Below are 16,494 nucleotides of genomic sequence, written 5' to 3'. Positions count from 1 at the left end.
GCCGTGTCCTGATTGCCGTGTCCTGATTGCCGTGTCCTTGCCATTTAACAATGCCGTGTCCTTGGAGCGCACCTAAAATTAAGAAAAATGTCGAAATGTTAACTGTTAATGCAATGTGTAGCTAACAGTTGCATTTTTTTGATATATCTTCTGTTCAGATTTTCATTTAGTAAATTTTAAGGAGCAGATCGATGTTTACACCAATTTTACTTGCCACTGTCGCCAGAACCGTAGAGTGGAACCCCACGTTCGGTTTGATTATGATTCTTTGCAATATTTTAGCTATTGCGATCGGCAAATCAACCATCCAAAATCCTCACACAGGCCCAGCCGCGCCCTCATCGAATTTGTTGGGCGGCTTGAGTTTGGGTGCAGTTGTGGGAAGTCTCTGCTTCGGTCATATTTTGGGAACGGGTACTATTTTAGGATTGTCTTACATCGGTGCGATTTAGTTTCACACGCTCCGGGTGCGCAGTGTGCGCACCTTACCCGCAATTTCAAGTACCAGGTAAATTGCGGAGGTTTTCATCCATGTACGATCGATCGCCCAAAACCTCCAGCAACGGCCCGCGCACGTCAAACTTAACAATACTGACAGAAGCTGCTAAAGCGCCAATGCGATAGCGATAACGTCCCAAATCAATCCCCAACAAACTGCACAGAATAATCCTAATAGTCGCCTTGTGCGAGACAACCAAAACATTACCGCTCTTGTACTTTTCCTCAATTTCTGCGATAACTAAGGACGATCGGCTAGCAATTTCCACGGAAGTTTCGCCGCCATTCGGTGCATTCCAAGCAGGTTCAGTCAGCCAATTAATATAATCTTCTTCGTAGTCTTTTTTGACCGCTTCTACTGTTTTGCCTTCCCACTCACCGTACTTAATTTCCTTAAGTCCGTCGCGAAGCTGCATTTCAATTCCCACAGCATCGCACAAAGGTTTTGCAGTAGCAATAGTCCGTTTCATCGGACTGACATAAACAGCATCCCAAGGCAATTTTGCGTAAGTGGCGGCAAACTGTTCTGCCATTTGAGAACCTTCAGGCGTTAATTCTGGGTCGATATGGCCGCAGAAACCGCCAGTCTTGCTGTAAGTCGTTTCACCGTGTCGTAGAAAGTAGATTTTTAAGCTCATGAGTTAATTGTTTGTGAATTTTACTATGTTAGCAAAAGAGTGTAAAAAACTCTTTCAAATCATCGAGAGCAGGATTATCCCAATCCCAAATATCTTTTTTGTGTTCCATAACATACTCAAACCCAGACATACTGCAATATTTTTCAGCTTGTTGCTGTTCCTTCTTTGAGCAAGTATCATACCTAATATAGTTGCTAATCCAAAATTTATCAAAATCTTTCTGCTTGATTTTCTTTCCCTCCTTTTCTTCTATGCAACTTCTCCAGCTATCCAAACAATCAGCATAAGGTGATTCTCTAGCCTTTATTGCCTTTAAAAGCGTTTCCAGTTCGCCTTTACCTCCAACATTTGTAAAGTAACAAGCCAATTTTGCATTTGTTCCATAATCTGTACAAATATCGATAAATTGTTTAGTGCTTGACAAGCTTTCAGCTTTAAACACTGGTTCTATACATCTATCTACGAATTTCAGCCGTTCTTGGTCTGAACAATTATCAATATCGATAATAATTCCAATCTTTTCGATACCTTTTTTGTCAATGTTTGCTTCTAAAGCTTTTAAAGCTTTGATTAACTCTGTTTCGCTCAAGCCTGCCAAACTTTTATAATCATCTATATAAATAGGTGATGCTACCTGGAGATCGCAGTTTAGTTTCTCAACCATTGCCTGCATGAAAATTCTATCATTTTTACTTTCTACTATGACAATATTACTCACCTCTCACTCCTTCTTGATGCTCAAGGGCATAATTCAAAGTTTCCAAATCGCGCCGAATTCCGATTATTTGATTTGTTTTGAGTTTCCTTGCTAGTTCAAAATATGCGCTGCTGCATTCCTGATTTGGTTCTAAACCCACATCAGCAAATGCTTGAAGCATCTCTAAACTGTGCGTTGTAGCAAAAATCTGCGTATCCAGTTCAACCGCTAACCGAAATAACACTCTCCAAAACTCCCGCTGACTTGTATGGTGTATGCCATTTTCTATCTCATCGATTAGCAAGATTTTGTGTTCGCTGTTTACCAGTTTAAGAATAATGTCTGCAACTCGGTTCATGGCATCTCCAAACAATGATAAAGGCAAACGCTTTTCGCCCTTTCTTCTCAAGTATAGCGTTGGTTCCCCAATTGAAAAACTCTCTACTGATTCGATTGTAGGATCGATAACTTGAAAAGCTTTCAAAACTTCGCTATCTTTGTCATCCAAACGCGCATTATCGTATGCTTCTGTGAGTTCTCTTCCTGAAATACTGATAAAAGAGGGAATGATTGGTACTGCGCCTGGAGCAGATTTTCCAATAGAACCTCCTCTTCTTGAACCTGTCAAACTAACACTTAAACGGGAAGGATCAATTATTTCTGCATTTATTATTGACTTAACATTTATCTCTCCTCTACCTGGATAGGTTGATAATTCGATTTCTACTTTTTTGGTATTATTGTTTTCATCTTTTCCAAAAATCACTATAAATTGAGCTTTTTTTGGTGCATAAAATAAGTTGTCCCAGGCTCTTTCTGGCATAGCTTGTAAGGCTTTTGATGACTCCCTTCTCAGATCTCTTAGTATTTCTAGACTGCTAGTGTATGGAGCAACATAGAGAAAAAGTGCTTCTAGCAAGGCTGTTTTGCCAGCATTATTTTTACCGCCGATTAAATTTACTCTTTCAAACCCAGAAATTTTGATTTGCTCAAAGCACCTAAAGTTTTGAATTTCTATTTCTTTAAGCATGACCGCCTCTTTTGAGTGTACAAATCCTAAATCACCGTTGATTTATGCTAACATTAATTCTATCTTAGTTGTTTTACTTGAGCCGCAACAAGCAACGAACGTCATGCAGAATATAGACCTCTTTGAAGTGATTGAACGCGATCCGACCAAGGTGAGTGGTGCATGGGTATTTCGGGGAACGCGCGTACCTGTTGCCGCCTTTTTCGAGAACCTTAAAGATGGAGCATCTATTGACCAGTTTCTCGAATGGTTTCCAGGAGTAACTCGCGCCCAAGTTGAGGTGCTACTCGATCGCGCCCTAGCCTCCTTAACGCAGATGGTGGCATGAAGATATTGTTCGATCAAGGTACGCCAGTACCGTTGCGTGCCTCGTTGCTGAGTCATACAGTAGATACTGCTTATGAACGTGGATGGTCAACATTAGCAAATGGCGATCTGCTCGACACTGCCGAACGCGATGGGTATAATCTTCTGGTGACGACCGATCGCAACTTGCGTTATCAACAAAACCTGACAAACCGACAAATTGCTATTGTGGTTTTGCTGTCTACTTCTTGGCCTCGCATTCAAAAACATCAAGACGAGATTCGGAACGCGATCGACACGATTGTTCCGGGCGCATACCTCGAAATTGAGATTGCTTGCTGAAGCTTTATTCTAATACAAATGGAAGCCCGTAAGGACACGGCAGTGCCGTGTCCTAATCCACGATCCTGTGCCGGACACGGCATTGCCGTGTCCCTACCCAGAATATCGCTAGCCCGGTGCACCCGATCGCACGGTTTGTTCTGCAGTCGCCCCCGGATCAGTCGTTTCCTTCGGCGCTTCCGGCGAAACCGGGCCCGCGTGCGGCCACTTCCAGTCCCGGATTTCCGGCATATCATCGCCGTGTTCGTTGATATAGTGCCTGTGTTCGATCAGCTTGTCACGGATAGCTTGTTTGCCGTAAGCTGCGACAGAACTCAGTTTCGGAACGCGATCGAGTACATCTCCAACTAAGTGGAAGCGATCGAGATCGTTCATCACCACCATATCAAACGGCGTAGTAGTCGTGCCCTCTTCCTTGTAACCGCGAACGTGAATATTCGGGTGATTCGTCCGGCGGTAAGTCAACCGGTGAATCAGCCAAGGATAGCCGTGAAAAGCAAAAATCACCGGCTTATCTTTCGTGAACAAAGCATCAAAATCCTTGTCAGACAAACCGTGGGGATGTTCGCTAGCAGGTTGCAGCGTCATCAAATCCACCACATTCACCACCCGCACTTTTAAATCGGGATAATCTCGGCGGAGAATGTCAACAGCAGCCAAAGTTTCCAGCGTCGGAACATCACCCGCGCAAGCCATCACCACATCCGGTTCGCCGCCTTTATCATTGCTAGCCCACTCCCAAATGCCGAGGCCGGCCGTACAGTGTTTAATCGCAGCATCCATATCCAAATACTGCAATGCCGGCTGCTTCCCAGCAATAATCACGTTGACATAGTGGCGGCTGCGGAGACAGTGATCCGTTACTGACAGCAAAGTGTTCGCATCCGGCGGCAAATAAATCCGCACCACTTCCGCTTTCTTGTTAATTACGTGGTCGATAAAACCCGGATCTTGGTGAGAAAAACCGTTGTGGTCTTGCCGCCAAACGTGAGAAGTTAGCAGGTAGTTGAGAGATGCGATCGGTCTGCGCCAAGGAATATCGCGAGTAGTTTTCAACCATTTAGCGTGTTGGTTGAACATCGAATCAATGATGTGGATAAACGCCTCGTAGCAAGAGAAAAATCCGTGCCTTCCTGTTAGCAAATAGCCTTCCAGCCATCCCTGACATAGATGTTCGCTGAGGACTTCCATCACGCGGCCTTCGGGAGACAGGTGCTCGTCGTCCTCCGGCAAAATACTACCAGTCCACGTCCGGCCAGTCACTTCAAACACCGGATCGAGGCGGTTTGAGGCCGTCTCGTCAGGCCCGACAATGCGGAAATTGGCGTTTTCCTGATTGAGTTTCATCACGTCTCGCAGGAAGCGGCCTGTCACCCTGGTGGCTTCTGCCATTACAGTGCCCGGTTTTTGCACGTCTACGGCGTATTCTGCAAATTTTGGCATTTTCAAGTCTCGCAGCAGCAGACCGCCGTTAGCGTGGGGATTTGCCCCCATGCGCCGATCGCCCTTGGGTGCAAGTTCCGCCAATTCTGCAATGAGTTTACCCTTTTCGTCGAAGAGTTCTTCCGGCTTGTAGCTTTTCATCCAATCTTCCAGGAGTTGGACGTGTCCGGGCTTAGAAGCCATTTCAGCTAACGGGACTTGGTGCGATCGCCAAGAACCCTCAGTTTTCTTACCGTCCACTTCCTTCGGCCCCGTCCAGCCTTTGGGAGTTTTCATCACAATCATCGGCCACTGGGGACGGCCCGAATAGCCCTCCGTCCGGGCTTTTTCCTGAATCGCCTTAATTTCGCCAATGACTGTATCGAGAGTTGCAGCCATCAACTGGTGCATAGTTTCCGGGTCTGAACCTTCCACCCAATAAGGTTTGTAGCCATAACCGACCATCAAACTTTCCAATTCCTCTTGCGGAATGCGGGCCAACAGCGTTGGATTGGCAATTTTGTAGCCATTCAAGTGCAAAATCGGCAACACGGCCCCGTCCCGAACCGGGTTGAGAAACTTGTTAGAGTGCCAGCTAGCAGCCAAGGGGCCGGTTTCCGCTTCCCCGTCGCCGACAACGGCCGCCACAATCAAATCGGGATTGTCGAAAGCCGCCCCGTAAGCGTGGACCAGGGCGTAGCCGAGTTCGCCGCCTTCGTGAATCGAACCGGGAGTTTCCGGGGCGACGTGGCTGGGGATACCGCCGGGAAAGGAGAACTGTTTAAACAGCCGTTTGATACCCTCTTCATCTTGGGAAATGTTTGAGTAATATTCGGTATAAGTCCCTTCGAGATAGGTGTTGGCGACCAAGCCCGGCCCGCCGTGTCCAGGGCCTGCGATGTAGATGGTGTTGATGTCTTGGGCTTTGATGATGCGGTTGAGGTGAACGTAGATGAAGTTTAGCCCTGGAGTAGTGCCCCAATGTCCGAGGAGTCTGGGTTTGACGTGTTCGAGTTTGAGTGGTTCTTTGAGTAGCGGATTGTCGAGGAGATAGATTTGTCCGACGGAAAGGTAGTTTGCCGATCGCCAGTAAGCGTTGATTTTGCTGAGTTCTGAGTCTGAAAGCGGTTTTAATTGGGGGATTTCGGTCGTTCCTAGCATCATCAGCGATTGACTCCTGAGTTTTGGTTGTTTTGTAAAGTGCGATCGAGAAGTGCGATCGATATTAATTTGTTATCTGAGACTTTTTGTATTTAACCTCCATGTCTTCCACGGAAACTATTGAATTCTACCTCGTTTATGTCTACATTAAAGTTTAAATCAATGTTAATTTCTGGCTCAACATCGCACAATTCTGAGGGAAGAAAGTATCCAAATTGCGGGGCTCAAGGAATTCAGCAATAGAAAATAGGATTTACACTAGAGTTTTTGTATGGTGTGCACTGCACACCGATCCGTATATGTTGCGAGTCGTGGGATGTGCTGTGCAAGTCCCGCAAAAGATACTTCTCCAGGGAGAGGTCATAAGGATTTATAGGTGAAGTTAATTTTACTTTGTGCCTGCTGATAGCTGATACAAATTATTAAAAAAAATTCTACTGTAGGCAATATCCAAACCTTTATGTTTTCAGTCATTCCCTATTCTTTAATCTCAAATCTAAAATGGTATGACTCGTTTTGGGTTAAAGTTTTTTAGGTGGGTTTAAGCTCAGGGTCAAAGGGTGAGCATTTTTTATAATGTGAGAGATTTAGCCTGAAGTTAAAAAGATATAGCAATGCTATTTCATTTGTGAAAGGGCTTTTTTTTATGAACCGCAGAGGGCGCAGAGGGCGCAGAGGAAGAGAGGAGTGAGAAAGGATTTGCGTATAATAGCAAATACATATCTGGGATTGATTGGGGAGCCAGGTAAAATACACTATCTTTTGGGCTTTGTCAAGCTCTGATCGAGAAAAATATTCAAATTTTTCCGCTTGCTCGATTGTGCTGCTGATGCGAGTAAATGTTTGGGCTTATGTTGAAGCTTATCCTGACGAAATTGATTCAGCAATTTGAGGGCAAGACGAGGCAGACGAAATTTTATATACACCTGAAAATAAACCTATGGCGCGTATTCTATGCAGGCGAACACTTTCCCCGACAAGTCGTCCAGGAATTTAAAATTTGACATCCTCTCAGGCGATCGCACTATAATAGCAAATACATACATATAGCCTTTCTCAGTAACATGAGGTGCAAAGAGGGCATAGGGCATGGGCATAGGGCATGGGCATAGGAAGGCTCCCGCATACCTCACAACGCTTGAGAACCGCTATATTTCATAAATACCAAAATTTATATGACTATCAAAGAATTAGAAGCGCAACTTCTGGCCTTAACGCCCACCGAGAAAGCTCAAATCATCCAATTATTAACCCAAAACTTAGCCAACACCTGGCAAGGAATTAGCAAAACTCCCGGTGTCTGCGGCGGTGATGCTTGTATCAGAAACACTCGCATTCCTGTTTGGGTACTGGAAAGTTTTCGTCGTTTGGGTATGAACGAGTCTCGACTCTTAGATAACTATCCCACACTAACATCTACTGATTTAGCAAATGCCTGGGCTTATGCGGCAGCTTTTCCCGATGAAATTGAAATAGCTATCCGCGAAAATGACGAGGATTGAAATGATGGCACGTCTTTATGGTGACGAACAATTTCCCAGAGAGGTTGTAGAATTGCTACGCCAGATGGGGCACAATATTCTGACAGTGCAAGAAGCCGGAAAAGATAACCAAAAAATTCCTGACGAAGAAGTGTTAGCTTTTGCAGTCAATGAAAATCGAGCTGTTTTAACTCTCAATCGCCGTCATTTTATTAGACTGCACAGCTCACAGCCTGACCATGCTGGTATTATTGTCTGTAAGGCAGATGATGACTTAGCAAGAATGGCGACTAACATTAATGAAGCTATTTCCTCACTTGCAACATTAACAGGTCAATTGATTCGAGTCTATCGTTCTGGGTCGCCATCTATATCTTAAGCGATCGCCACAAAGTAAAGTAAAGCAATCTCAATCCGAAAATCACTGCATCGGTTTGATTGCTTGCTAGATGCCATCACCGATATTTCCCGCTGAAAAAACTTAGGATGCGACTAAAACAGGGCACTCTGAAATCTGGCAACTATTGGACACAGTTGGCTGCTGCGAAACGACTCGCAGTTCGTGAGGATACCGGGGACGCGGGTCATTTTCTAACCAGATGGGCGGTACCATCATCACTTCATAGTAAGCGATCGTATGCAACACTCCCGGCTGGGACTTCACCTCCACTGTCAAGCCCGCTCGGTACTCAAATGCTTCTTCCCAGTCTAGGTCTCTATTGATATCCATAACGATCGCGCCTCTTAATCTTGTTTCTTTTCTCAATTGTAGGCTGCTACATAAAACCTTGGGTACTTTCTGTTGCTTATGATACAATTTTTAACCTTATATGTTCGATCCCTGACAATTTAACAGATAGGAGTAATTGTCAATAAGTAAATAGGCTGATTTTCCCGACTGGTGACAAGAAAGCTGAAAAGCTAGGTTTGACAAGAGTTTGAGTTGATATGTCTCAAAAAAAATAGGGGCGATCGAACCCCGCAGACGTTTATGACACAAAGGAAGAGAAGAGAAGAGAATTTTAAGGACGGAAGTACAAACCTCTTTTTGCCAGCTTGTCTAGTATTTTATAAATAAAGAAACTCGGTTTTTTTAATAAACCGGGTTTGTGGATGAGTGAAAACTAAACTAATTTCACTTGGTTTTCTTCTTGGTCGCTGTCGCCGTATTTTTAGCAAGCGAGATCCTGCTTCATTTCTTTTTGGCAGATGTCTAATACTCAAAGTAAAATATGGCATAATATAAATATTAGTTTCATAGCTTTGCACCTATGACCGCCCAAATCACCCTAAATTTGCCAGATGAAGTCTATCACCAAGCAGAATTGCTAGCGCTGCAACGCCACCGCACCGTGAGTGAGATTCTAGTAGAAACTCTGGAAAATTTTCTCTTACCAACCGCTAAACCAGTATCAGCACTGTCTGATTCAGAAGTAATCACTCTGACTCAACTCCGGTTGCAACCAGTCCAAGAACAACGATTGAGTGAATTGCTAGACCGCCAACAATCCGGTACGATCGCATCTGTAGAACGCGATGAATTGCAGGCATTAATCCACATATATGAAACTCGACTATTGCGACAAGCTCAAGCCTTAAATGAAGCTGTGCGGCGCGGCTTGCTCGAACCATTAAAAGGATAAGCAAAATGGCAATTTCTGAACAAGTTAGAGCCAGAGTTCGCGCACAAGCTCAAAATCGGTGCGGTTATTGTCGCAGTTTACAAATGTATGTCCTGGGAATATTGGAAATTGACCATATTATTCCTAAAGCGATTGGCGGTACTGACGAGGAAGAAAATCTCTGGCTGGCTTGTAGTCTATGCAATAATTACAAAGGAACCCAAACTGACGCATTAGATCCGGTCACGCAAAAGCACGTTAAGTTGTTTAATCCGCGCACTCAACAATGGTCACAAAATTTTGCTTGGAGTGAAGACGCTACAGAAATTATTGGACTTACAGATTGCGGCCGCGCAACAGTCACAGCAGTACAGCTAAACAATAATATTGCTGTTACTGTCAGGCGTCAGTGGGTTAGTGCTGGATGGCATCCGCCCACAGACATTTTTCCTTAAAAGGTTTGAGAGTCACAAATGGTCGATCGTACATATGGCCTTTTCTGGCGGCCCAAGAGATTTTAGACCAGCGCGAGGTCAGGGATCTGGGGTTTGGGCGATCGATCTTGGGCGATCGAAATTTGTGATAAGCTTTCAACTCCAATCTAAAATCTAGATTGTGCTTTTCGACTATCAACCGAGTAGTAAACAAGCCTTATGACTTCACAAGTACAACTTGAACAGCTAAAGCCAGAGCTAGTTTGGCGATCGCATGATGGACTGTCTCACCTTTATCACGGCGATACTTTGGAACTCATGGCTTTGCTGCCTGCTGAAAGCGTAGACTGCATCTGGACCGATCCGCCCTACAACCTATCCAATGATGGTATTACCTGCGTCGCTGGTCGTATGGTCAAGGTAAACAAGGGGGAATGGGATCGCAGTCAAGGTGTTGAACTAGACCATGAATTTAACAAAGCATGGTTGGCTGCTTGTTATCGGCTTCTTAAACCTACTGGTACCATCTGGGTAACGGGTACTCTCCATGTGTATCCATCAATCGGATTTGCCATGCAGCAGCTTGGCTTTCGTATTCTCAATGACATTATTTGGGAAAAACCTGCTCCACCTCCAAATCTGGGGTGTCGCTGTTTCACTCATTCAACAGAACTAATACTATGGGCAACGAAAGCACGTAAAGGAAAAGAACGTTACACATTCAATTATGAGGAAATGAAGGCTGAGAATGGCGACAAACAGATGAAGAATGTTTGGCGAATGTCTACTCCTGGCAAACATGAAAAACTCTATGGTAAGCATCCGACACAAAAACCTATTGACCTTGTTGCGCGTTGCCTTCGAGCAAGCACAAACCCAGACGATCTAGTTTTTGATCCTTTTTCTGGTTCCTCCACAACGGGAGTTGCAGCTTTATCATTAGGGCGGAAATTTATTGGTTGTGAAGCAGATGCAGGTCATGTTGAACTCTCGATTAAACGTTTAAGTAATCCTGCTCAAGTGGAGTTACCACTTGCATCTAAGTAAGGTTATCTATGGAAAGATTAGAGGCAATTACAAGACTCACTACATTGGTAGGTCAAGATCTTCGACAACTAGCAGATCATCACCGTATAACGGTTTGGAGTAAAGAAAATAAGAAAAACAAGGGTTGGGCTGGGCATACAATTGAACGCTATTTGGGATTAGCCCTTAACTCATCTCGATCGCCTAATTTTGGCAGTTGGGAGCTAAAGCTGGTTCCACTAATACCTAAACGAACAGGAGAACTCAAAGTCAAAGAAACGATGGCAATCACGATGATAGATCCAGTAGAGGTCGCAAGCAAAGAATTTGAGGAAAGCCATCTCTTCAACAAACTACAGAAAATGGTTGTTGTTGCACGGGTATTTGAGAGCCAAGCAGATAATCGTTCTCTTGTGCATTCAGTTGCTTCCTTCGATCTTGATAATCCTCAAATCTACGAGCAAGTGAAAGCAGACTACAACCTTGTTCGAGAAACGATTATAACTCAAGGATTTTCAAACCTTACTGGAAAAATGGGCAAACTTGTGCAGCCAAGAACTAAAGGGCCAGGGCATGGCAGCACCTCTCGGGCTTTCTACGCTCGAACTAAGTTTGTCGCACATATTTTAGGAGAGGGGTATTCTGTTCCACTGCCTGTCAAGCCTTGACATATTTCTGATTTGCACTGCTAATTAATTAAGTTTGTCAAAGAGTTTACCAACAAAGAAACCCGATCGCACTTGGAGCAATGGCCCCCGTGCAAACCGGGTTTATCGATAAGTGAAAACTAAACTAAACTCACGTTGTCTTCTTCTTAGTCGCAGTCGCAGTCGCCGCCTTCTTAGTAGTGGTTTTCTTCGCCGCAGTCTCCGTCTTTTTAGCAGTCGTTTTCTTCGCCGCAGTGGTTTTCTTCGCAGCAGTTTCCGATTTCGCCGCAGTAGTCTTCGTTGACTTCTTCGACTTGCTGCTAGTTTTTGGGCCGGCTGCTTCCTTCGCTGCTAACAAATCCAGTGCTTTTTGCAAGGTGAAATTCTCCACTGATTCATCCTTAGCCAAAGAAGCATTGATATCGCCGTGTTTGACGTAGGGCCCGTAGCGGCCGTCGTAAACATTGATAAGTTCTCCCGATTCTGGATGCGCGCCCAATTCCTTCAAAGGTGTAGCTGTTTTGCTGCTGCCGCGGGCGGCTTTCGGTTGCGCTAACATTTCCAATGCCCGATCGAGCGTTATCGTCAAAACATCATCCGGCGGTTTGATCGATCGATAATCTTTCCCCACCTTACCCTGGTCATGCACCACATAAGGCCCGTACATCCCCAAATTAGCTTGCACCTTCGCCCCCGTCTCCGGGTGAGTGCCCAACAACCGAGGTAAAGTCAACAAACTCACCGCCATCTCCAGCGTCACGCTATCCTTATCCGTGCCCTTCGGTAAAGAAGCCCGCTTCGGTTTCTTGTTCGTTTCCGAAATATCCCCTAACTGAACGTATGGCCCATAACTGCCAATCAGCACATAAATCGGTTCCCCAGTTTCCGGGTGAAGACCCAATTTTTCCGGGCCTTCCATTTTTTGTTTTAACAGAAACTCCACTTGTTCCGGGTCTAAATCTGCCGGCGTCAAATCTTGGGGAATCGATGCTTTTACCAAGCCTTCTTCGCTTTCAGATTCCAGGTATGCGCCGAATTTGCCGATGCAAACTTTAGCAGAAATATTCTCCAATACCACAGTTCGGGCAACTTTCGCATCAATCTGACTTTCCTGTTCTTTAACTTGGGTTGCGAGTCCGGTTTCCCCAGTATAAAACTTTTGCAAATACGGCAGCCATTTCGCCTCGCCGGTGGCAATTTCATCGAGGGTTTGTTCCATTCGGGAAGTAAAACCGGTGTCTACTAAATCGGGAAAATGTGTTTCCAATAAAGTCGTGACGGCGAAAGCGGTGAATGTCGGAATTAGGGCATTAGCTATTAACTTCGCATATCCCCGATCGACAATTGTACCGATAATACTTGCATAGGTACTCGGACGGCCCACACCTTCGCTTTCGAGCATTTTGACCAGAGAAGCTTCCGTGTAGCGGGCGGGAGGTTGAGTTTCGTGCCCGATCGCCTCTAAATCCTTACAATTAGGTTTATCGCCAACTTTCAGCGCCGGCAAAATCACCTCTTGGTCTTCCAACGCCGCATTCGGATCGTCGGAACCCTCCACGTAGGCCCGCAAAAAGCCGGGAAAATCAATGCGTTTGCCGCTGGAACGGAAACCGGCATCTTCTACCTGAGTTAATACAGTGACGTGAGTTTGGCGGGAATCGGCCATTTGAGAAGCGACAGTCCGCTTCCAAATCAAATCGTAGAGGCGGAAATCAATGCCATCCAATCCCGTTTGCTGCGGAGTCCGAAAAGTGCTGCCGGCGGGGCGGATAGCTTCGTGGGCTTCCTGGGCGCCTTTGCTTTTCGTCGTGTATTTGCGGGGTTGGGGGCTGAGGTATTCGCTGCCGTAAAGTTCTTGCACGCAACTGCGGGCAGCGGCGATCGCCTGTTCGGACAAATGCACCGAATCCGTCCGCATATAGGTGATAAAACCGCGTTCGTAGAGACTTTGGGCAATGCGCATGGTTTCCCGCGCACCCAGCCTCAGTTTGCGGTTAGCTTCCTGCTGCAAAGTCGAGGTCGTAAACGGCGGCGAAGGTTTGCGGGTGACTGGCCGTTCTTCGAGATTTGTGACAGTCCAAGGCTTGTTTTGAATGCGCGAGAGTAAAGCCCGCGCCTGTTCTTCATTCAGCAAAAGTACGCGGCGGCCGGAGATAATTTGCCCGGTATTTTCATCAAAATCGCTGCCGTTTGCAACTTTCACATTGCCAACAGTCACGAGTTTGGCATCAAAGGAAATTTTGCCCTTTTCCAAAAAAGCTTTCAAATCCCAGTAGCTACCTTGGCGGAAGGCGCGGCGTTCCCGTTCCCGGCGCACCAAAAGCCTGACGGCGACTGACTGCACCCGGCCGGCGGACAAACCCCAAGCGATTTTTTTCCACAGTAGCGGAGAAAGGGTGTAACCGACGAGTCGATCGAGAATCCGGCGAGTTTCTTGGGCCTGTACAACTCGATTGTCGATATCGCGGCAGTGAGTCAAAGCGTCGCGGATTGCTTCGCGGGTGATTTCGTGAAACACCATCCGCTTGATGGGAACTTTGGGTTTGAGGATTTGCAGCAAATGCCAGGAAATGCTTTCGCCTTCGCGGTCTTCGTCAGTGGCTAGAATCAGTTCTGTTGCGTCTTTGAGGGCGTCTTTGAGTTCTTTGACAATTTTCTTTTTATCTTTCGGGATGACGTAGAGGGGTTCAAAGTCGGCCTCCACGTTTACGCCGAGTTGCGCCCATTTTTCTCCTTTAACGGCTTCTGGTATTTCTTCGGCGGAGGATGGGAGGTCGCGGACATGGCCCATAGATGCCTCTACACGGTAGGTGGAGGGCAGGAAGTTGCGAATGGTACGGGCTTTTGTGGGAGATTCGACGATGACTAAGGTTGACATGGCATCTTTTAAATATGGATGGCGGCGCAGTTAGAGTGTCTAATTTACAGAGTGTAGGTCGGATGTCAAGGCTTCTGGGAACTTTGGGCGATTATTTTCAAACTACCTTAATTTTTAAGTTATTGCCGATCGGCTCTCCACTAACAAGCTGATGGGATTTTACTGCTTTGGGCCTACAGGGGCGCATCATATCAGTTCCGGTTGCACCGGAATTATAGTTGACTGTTGACTGTTGACTGTCAGTCGAAAAACAGAATGATGGTTGATGGTTGACTGTTGACTCGATTTTACACTTCCGATGCTAGCGGATTTGATAAGCCCAGGCGCATCTAATTTTTACAGTCAAGTTTGATGAAATTCTTGTGGGGTATCCCGCCCGCCCAAAAATACAATTTAGATGCCCAACAGCTTATCACGTCTGTAAAAGATGCACTGGATGCTGAGACTGCTGGATGCGGGCTGATAGTTCCTCAATGGGGGCGAAGGTTTAATGTTCGTTACCGGGATCTGGGAACCTGTTGAAACTGGGAGCGCGAGGCTGTAATCGGCTACAATCCAATTTGGTCAAGCATTTCTAACAGTTCACTGCCCATTGCAGGCTTCCCTAGCCTGTATTACCCAACTTGTCTGAAAATATGGATTTTGCTACTCTTGCCGCCCAGCTAAATGCTGGAACTATATTGCCAGAGGGAATAGTCATTGTCACCCTCTTGGTTGTGCTCGTGGGCGACTTAATCGCAGGCCGCAGTTCCTCTGGTTGGACTCCCTACGTCGCTGTTGCCGGTTTGCTAGCGGCCGTCGGTGCCTTGTGTTTGCAAGCGGACAACACTAATACTATCTCGTTTCTCGGCGGTTTTAATAGCGATGCCTTGAGTTTAGTATTTCGCGGAATTATTGCTTTGACTGCGGCTGTCACTATTTTGATATCCGTCCGCTATGTACTGCAAACTGGGACTGCTTTAGCGGAATTTATCGGCATTTTGCTCACCGCTACTTTGGGGGGAATGTTCCTTTCCGGTGCTGATGAATTGGTGATGATTTTTATTTCGTTGGAAACTCTCAGTATCTCGTCTTATTTACTGACGGGTTACACAAAACGCGACCCGCGTTCCAATGAAGCTGCTTTGAAATATCTGTTAATTGGCGCGTCTTCTTCGGCGGTGTTTCTCTACGGGCTGTCGCTGCTGTACGGTTTGTCTGGCGGTCAAACTACGTTAAGTGCGATCGCCTCTCATCTTTCTACTGTTAATGAAGGTCAATCTCTCGGTTTAGTGATTGCGTTGGTATTTACGATCGCCGGAATCGCCTTCAAAATCTCTGCGGTTCCCTTCCACCAATGGACACCGGACGTTTACGAAGGTTCGCCGACACCCGTTGTTGCCTTCCTTTCAGTCGGTTCCAAAGCAGCCGGTTTTGCCCTAGCAATCCGTTTGTTAACAACTGCTTTCCCCGCACTTATCGAACAGTGGCACTTCGTGTTCACAGCCTTAGCCATTCTCAGCATGGTGTTGGGCAATGTGGTTGCCCTCGCCCAGACTAGCATGAAGCGGCTTTTAGCTTATTCGTCGATCGCCCAAGCCGGTTTTGTCATGATTGGTTTGGTTGCAGGAACCGAAGCCGGTTATTCCAGCATGATATTTTATCTGTTGGTTTACCTGTTTATGAACTTAGGCGCTTTCGCCTGCATCATCCTGTTCTCGCTGCGGACTGGAACCGACCAAATTAGCGAATACTCCGGTTTGTATCAAAAAGACCCGCTGCTAACTTTAGCCTTAAGTATTTGCCTGCTTTCTCTCGGCGGAATTCCGCCCCTGGCTGGATTTTTCGGCAAAATCTATCTGTTCTGGGCCGGCTGGCAAGCTGGACTTTACGGCTTAGTTATTCTGGGATTAATTACCAGCGTAATTTCGATTTACTACTACATCCGCGTCGTCAAGATGATGGTAGTCAAGGAACCTCAAGAAATGTCAGACGCGGTAAAAACTTATCCCGAAATTCGCTGGAACCTTCAAGGAATGCGGCCTTTGCAAGTCAGCGTCGTACTCACCTTAGTTGCGACAACTTTGGCGGGTATTTTGTCTAATCCTTTGTTTAATTTGGCTAACGAGGCTGTTACAAAAACTCCCATGTTGCAGTCGGCAATGAGTCCCGTGCAAACTGTTGTAGCGGCGAAAATCGAATCGAACTTGTTGTCTCGCAACGATTAATATTAGCGAGATTTAAAAGATTGGAGAGCGCCTAACTGTAAAAAGTTGGGCGCTTTTTTGGGTGCTGTGATATACTGTAAATTATGATTTTCAACCGCAGATGCA

Annotated in this window: 16 protein-coding genes; 10 read left to right on the top strand and 6 right to left on the bottom strand. The window is 45.9% G+C overall.

The window, feature by feature from the left end; all coding sequences use genetic code 11:
* Window positions 1–191 precede the first annotated feature (191 nt).
* Entirely contained in the window at window positions 192–452 is a 261-nt protein-coding gene (gene psaK / locus QUA02_RS04685) for a photosystem I reaction center subunit PsaK (RefSeq protein ID WP_333025675.1), read from the top strand.
* Between the two features lie 45 nt (window positions 453–497).
* Here psaK and QUA02_RS04680 read toward each other — a convergent pair whose 3' ends face one another.
* Genes QUA02_RS04680 through QUA02_RS04670 form a run of 3 tightly spaced genes read right to left on the bottom strand, consistent with a single transcriptional unit; the run spans window position 498 to window position 2,863 of the window.
* Window positions 498–1,136, bottom strand: coding sequence for a histidine phosphatase family protein (locus tag QUA02_RS04680; protein ID WP_333025673.1), 639 nt, complete (start codon window positions 1,134–1,136; stop codon window positions 498–500).
* Window positions 1,137–1,164: 28 nt separating this feature from the next.
* Window positions 1,165–1,854, bottom strand: coding sequence for a DUF3226 domain-containing protein (locus QUA02_RS04675; RefSeq protein WP_333025672.1), 690 nt, complete (start codon window positions 1,852–1,854; stop codon window positions 1,165–1,167).
* Window positions 1,847–2,863 carry an AAA family ATPase gene (locus QUA02_RS04670; protein WP_333025670.1) on the bottom strand — a complete coding sequence of 339 codons (1,017 nt, stop codon included), beginning with the start codon at window positions 2,861–2,863 and terminating at the stop codon, window positions 1,847–1,849. The genes QUA02_RS04675 and QUA02_RS04670 overlap by 8 nt, the downstream gene beginning before the upstream one ends.
* Here QUA02_RS04670 and QUA02_RS04665 point away from each other — a divergent pair.
* Both QUA02_RS04665 and QUA02_RS04660 read left to right on the top strand, forming a co-directional pair.
* On the top strand, window positions 2,862–3,191 hold the full coding sequence (locus QUA02_RS04665) for a DUF433 domain-containing protein (protein WP_333025668.1): 330 nt from the start codon (window positions 2,862–2,864) through the stop codon (window positions 3,189–3,191). The two genes, QUA02_RS04670 and QUA02_RS04665, sit on opposite strands and share 2 nt — an antisense overlap.
* On the top strand, window positions 3,188–3,511 hold the full coding sequence (locus tag QUA02_RS04660; protein WP_333025666.1) for a hypothetical protein: 324 nt from the start codon (window positions 3,188–3,190) through the stop codon (window positions 3,509–3,511). The genes QUA02_RS04665 and QUA02_RS04660 overlap by 4 nt, the downstream gene beginning before the upstream one ends.
* Before the next feature lie 108 nt (window positions 3,512–3,619).
* Here QUA02_RS04660 and QUA02_RS04655 read toward each other — a convergent pair whose 3' ends face one another.
* Window positions 3,620–6,097 (bottom strand): phosphoketolase family protein, encoded by a 2,478-nt coding sequence (locus QUA02_RS04655; RefSeq protein WP_333025665.1) that lies wholly within the window; start codon window positions 6,095–6,097, stop codon window positions 3,620–3,622.
* A 1,172-nt stretch (window positions 6,098–7,269) separates the two neighbouring features.
* Between QUA02_RS04655 and QUA02_RS04650 the strand changes: the two genes are divergently transcribed.
* The gene (locus QUA02_RS04650) at window positions 7,270–7,596 is read left to right on the top strand and encodes a DUF433 domain-containing protein (RefSeq protein WP_333025663.1); all 327 of its coding nucleotides are present in this window, start codon (window positions 7,270–7,272) and stop codon (window positions 7,594–7,596) included.
* 4 nt (window positions 7,597–7,600) lie between these two features.
* Window positions 7,601–7,954 carry a DUF5615 family PIN-like protein gene (locus tag QUA02_RS04645; RefSeq protein ID WP_333025693.1) on the top strand — a complete coding sequence of 118 codons (354 nt, stop codon included), beginning with the start codon at window positions 7,601–7,603 and terminating at the stop codon, window positions 7,952–7,954.
* A 102-nt stretch (window positions 7,955–8,056) separates the two neighbouring features.
* Here QUA02_RS04645 and QUA02_RS04640 read toward each other — a convergent pair whose 3' ends face one another.
* The gene (locus tag QUA02_RS04640; RefSeq protein WP_333025661.1) at window positions 8,057–8,305 is read right to left on the bottom strand and encodes a hypothetical protein; all 249 of its coding nucleotides are present in this window, start codon (window positions 8,303–8,305) and stop codon (window positions 8,057–8,059) included.
* 541 nt (window positions 8,306–8,846) lie between these two features.
* Between QUA02_RS04640 and QUA02_RS04635 the strand changes: the two genes are divergently transcribed.
* From QUA02_RS04635 to QUA02_RS04620, 4 genes are all read left to right on the top strand, one after another.
* On the top strand, window positions 8,847–9,218 hold the full coding sequence (locus QUA02_RS04635) for a hypothetical protein (RefSeq protein ID WP_333025659.1): 372 nt from the start codon (window positions 8,847–8,849) through the stop codon (window positions 9,216–9,218).
* A gap of 5 nt (window positions 9,219–9,223) precedes the next feature.
* The gene (locus QUA02_RS04630) at window positions 9,224–9,652 is read left to right on the top strand and encodes an HNH endonuclease (RefSeq protein WP_333025658.1); all 429 of its coding nucleotides are present in this window, start codon (window positions 9,224–9,226) and stop codon (window positions 9,650–9,652) included.
* Window positions 9,653–9,850: 198 nt separating this feature from the next.
* Window positions 9,851–10,678: a DNA-methyltransferase gene (locus QUA02_RS04625; RefSeq protein ID WP_333025656.1), complete on the top strand. Its 828-nt coding sequence runs from the start codon at window positions 9,851–9,853 to the stop codon at window positions 10,676–10,678.
* An 8-nt stretch (window positions 10,679–10,686) separates the two neighbouring features.
* On the top strand, window positions 10,687–11,325 hold the full coding sequence (locus QUA02_RS04620) for an MvaI/BcnI family restriction endonuclease (protein WP_333025655.1): 639 nt from the start codon (window positions 10,687–10,689) through the stop codon (window positions 11,323–11,325).
* Window positions 11,326–11,455: 130 nt separating this feature from the next.
* Here QUA02_RS04620 and topA read toward each other — a convergent pair whose 3' ends face one another.
* Window positions 11,456–14,182 carry a type I DNA topoisomerase gene (gene topA, locus QUA02_RS04615; RefSeq protein WP_333025653.1) on the bottom strand — a complete coding sequence of 909 codons (2,727 nt, stop codon included), beginning with the start codon at window positions 14,180–14,182 and terminating at the stop codon, window positions 11,456–11,458.
* Between the two features lie 635 nt (window positions 14,183–14,817).
* Here topA and QUA02_RS04610 point away from each other — a divergent pair.
* The gene (locus QUA02_RS04610) at window positions 14,818–16,389 is read left to right on the top strand and encodes an NAD(P)H-quinone oxidoreductase subunit N (protein WP_333025651.1); all 1,572 of its coding nucleotides are present in this window, start codon (window positions 14,818–14,820) and stop codon (window positions 16,387–16,389) included.
* Window positions 16,390–16,494: the final 105 nt, after the last annotated feature.

Origin of the sequence: Microcoleus pseudofavosus SVA1_A4 (genome assembly GCF_036700565.1) — a bacterium.
Lineage (GTDB): Bacteria > Cyanobacteriota > Cyanobacteriia > Cyanobacteriales > Microcoleaceae > Microcoleus.
This window is presented reverse-complemented; position numbering and strand designations above follow the sequence as displayed.

Bases quoted from the DNA above. Each gene is read 5' to 3' on its own strand.
- QUA02_RS04645 (WP_333025693.1), top strand. From the start codon at position 7,601: ATGGCACGTCTTTATGGTGACGAACAATTTCCCAGAGAGGTTGTAGAA.
- QUA02_RS04620 (WP_333025655.1), top strand. From the start codon at position 10,687: ATGGAAAGATTAGAGGCAATTACAAGACTCACTACATTGGTAGGTCAA.
- QUA02_RS04635 (WP_333025659.1), top strand. From the start codon at position 8,847: ATGACCGCCCAAATCACCCTAAATTTGCCAGATGAAGTCTATCACCAA.
- QUA02_RS04680 (WP_333025673.1), bottom strand. From the start codon at position 1,136: ATGAGCTTAAAAATCTACTTTCTACGACACGGTGAAACGACTTACAGC.
- QUA02_RS04670 (WP_333025670.1), bottom strand. From the start codon at position 2,863: ATGCTTAAAGAAATAGAAATTCAAAACTTTAGGTGCTTTGAGCAAATC.
- QUA02_RS04630 (WP_333025658.1), top strand. From the start codon at position 9,224: ATGGCAATTTCTGAACAAGTTAGAGCCAGAGTTCGCGCACAAGCTCAA.
- QUA02_RS04650 (WP_333025663.1), top strand. From the start codon at position 7,270: ATGACTATCAAAGAATTAGAAGCGCAACTTCTGGCCTTAACGCCCACC.
- QUA02_RS04640 (WP_333025661.1), bottom strand. From the start codon at position 8,305: ATGGATATCAATAGAGACCTAGACTGGGAAGAAGCATTTGAGTACCGA.
- topA (WP_333025653.1), bottom strand. From the start codon at position 14,182: ATGTCAACCTTAGTCATCGTCGAATCTCCCACAAAAGCCCGTACCATT.
- QUA02_RS04665 (WP_333025668.1), top strand. From the start codon at position 2,862: ATGACCGCCTCTTTTGAGTGTACAAATCCTAAATCACCGTTGATTTAT.
- QUA02_RS04655 (WP_333025665.1), bottom strand. From the start codon at position 6,097: ATGATGCTAGGAACGACCGAAATCCCCCAATTAAAACCGCTTTCAGAC.
- QUA02_RS04610 (WP_333025651.1), top strand. From the start codon at position 14,818: ATGGATTTTGCTACTCTTGCCGCCCAGCTAAATGCTGGAACTATATTG.
- QUA02_RS04660 (WP_333025666.1), top strand. From the start codon at position 3,188: ATGAAGATATTGTTCGATCAAGGTACGCCAGTACCGTTGCGTGCCTCG.
- psaK (WP_333025675.1), top strand. From the start codon at position 192: ATGTTTACACCAATTTTACTTGCCACTGTCGCCAGAACCGTAGAGTGG.
- QUA02_RS04625 (WP_333025656.1), top strand. From the start codon at position 9,851: ATGACTTCACAAGTACAACTTGAACAGCTAAAGCCAGAGCTAGTTTGG.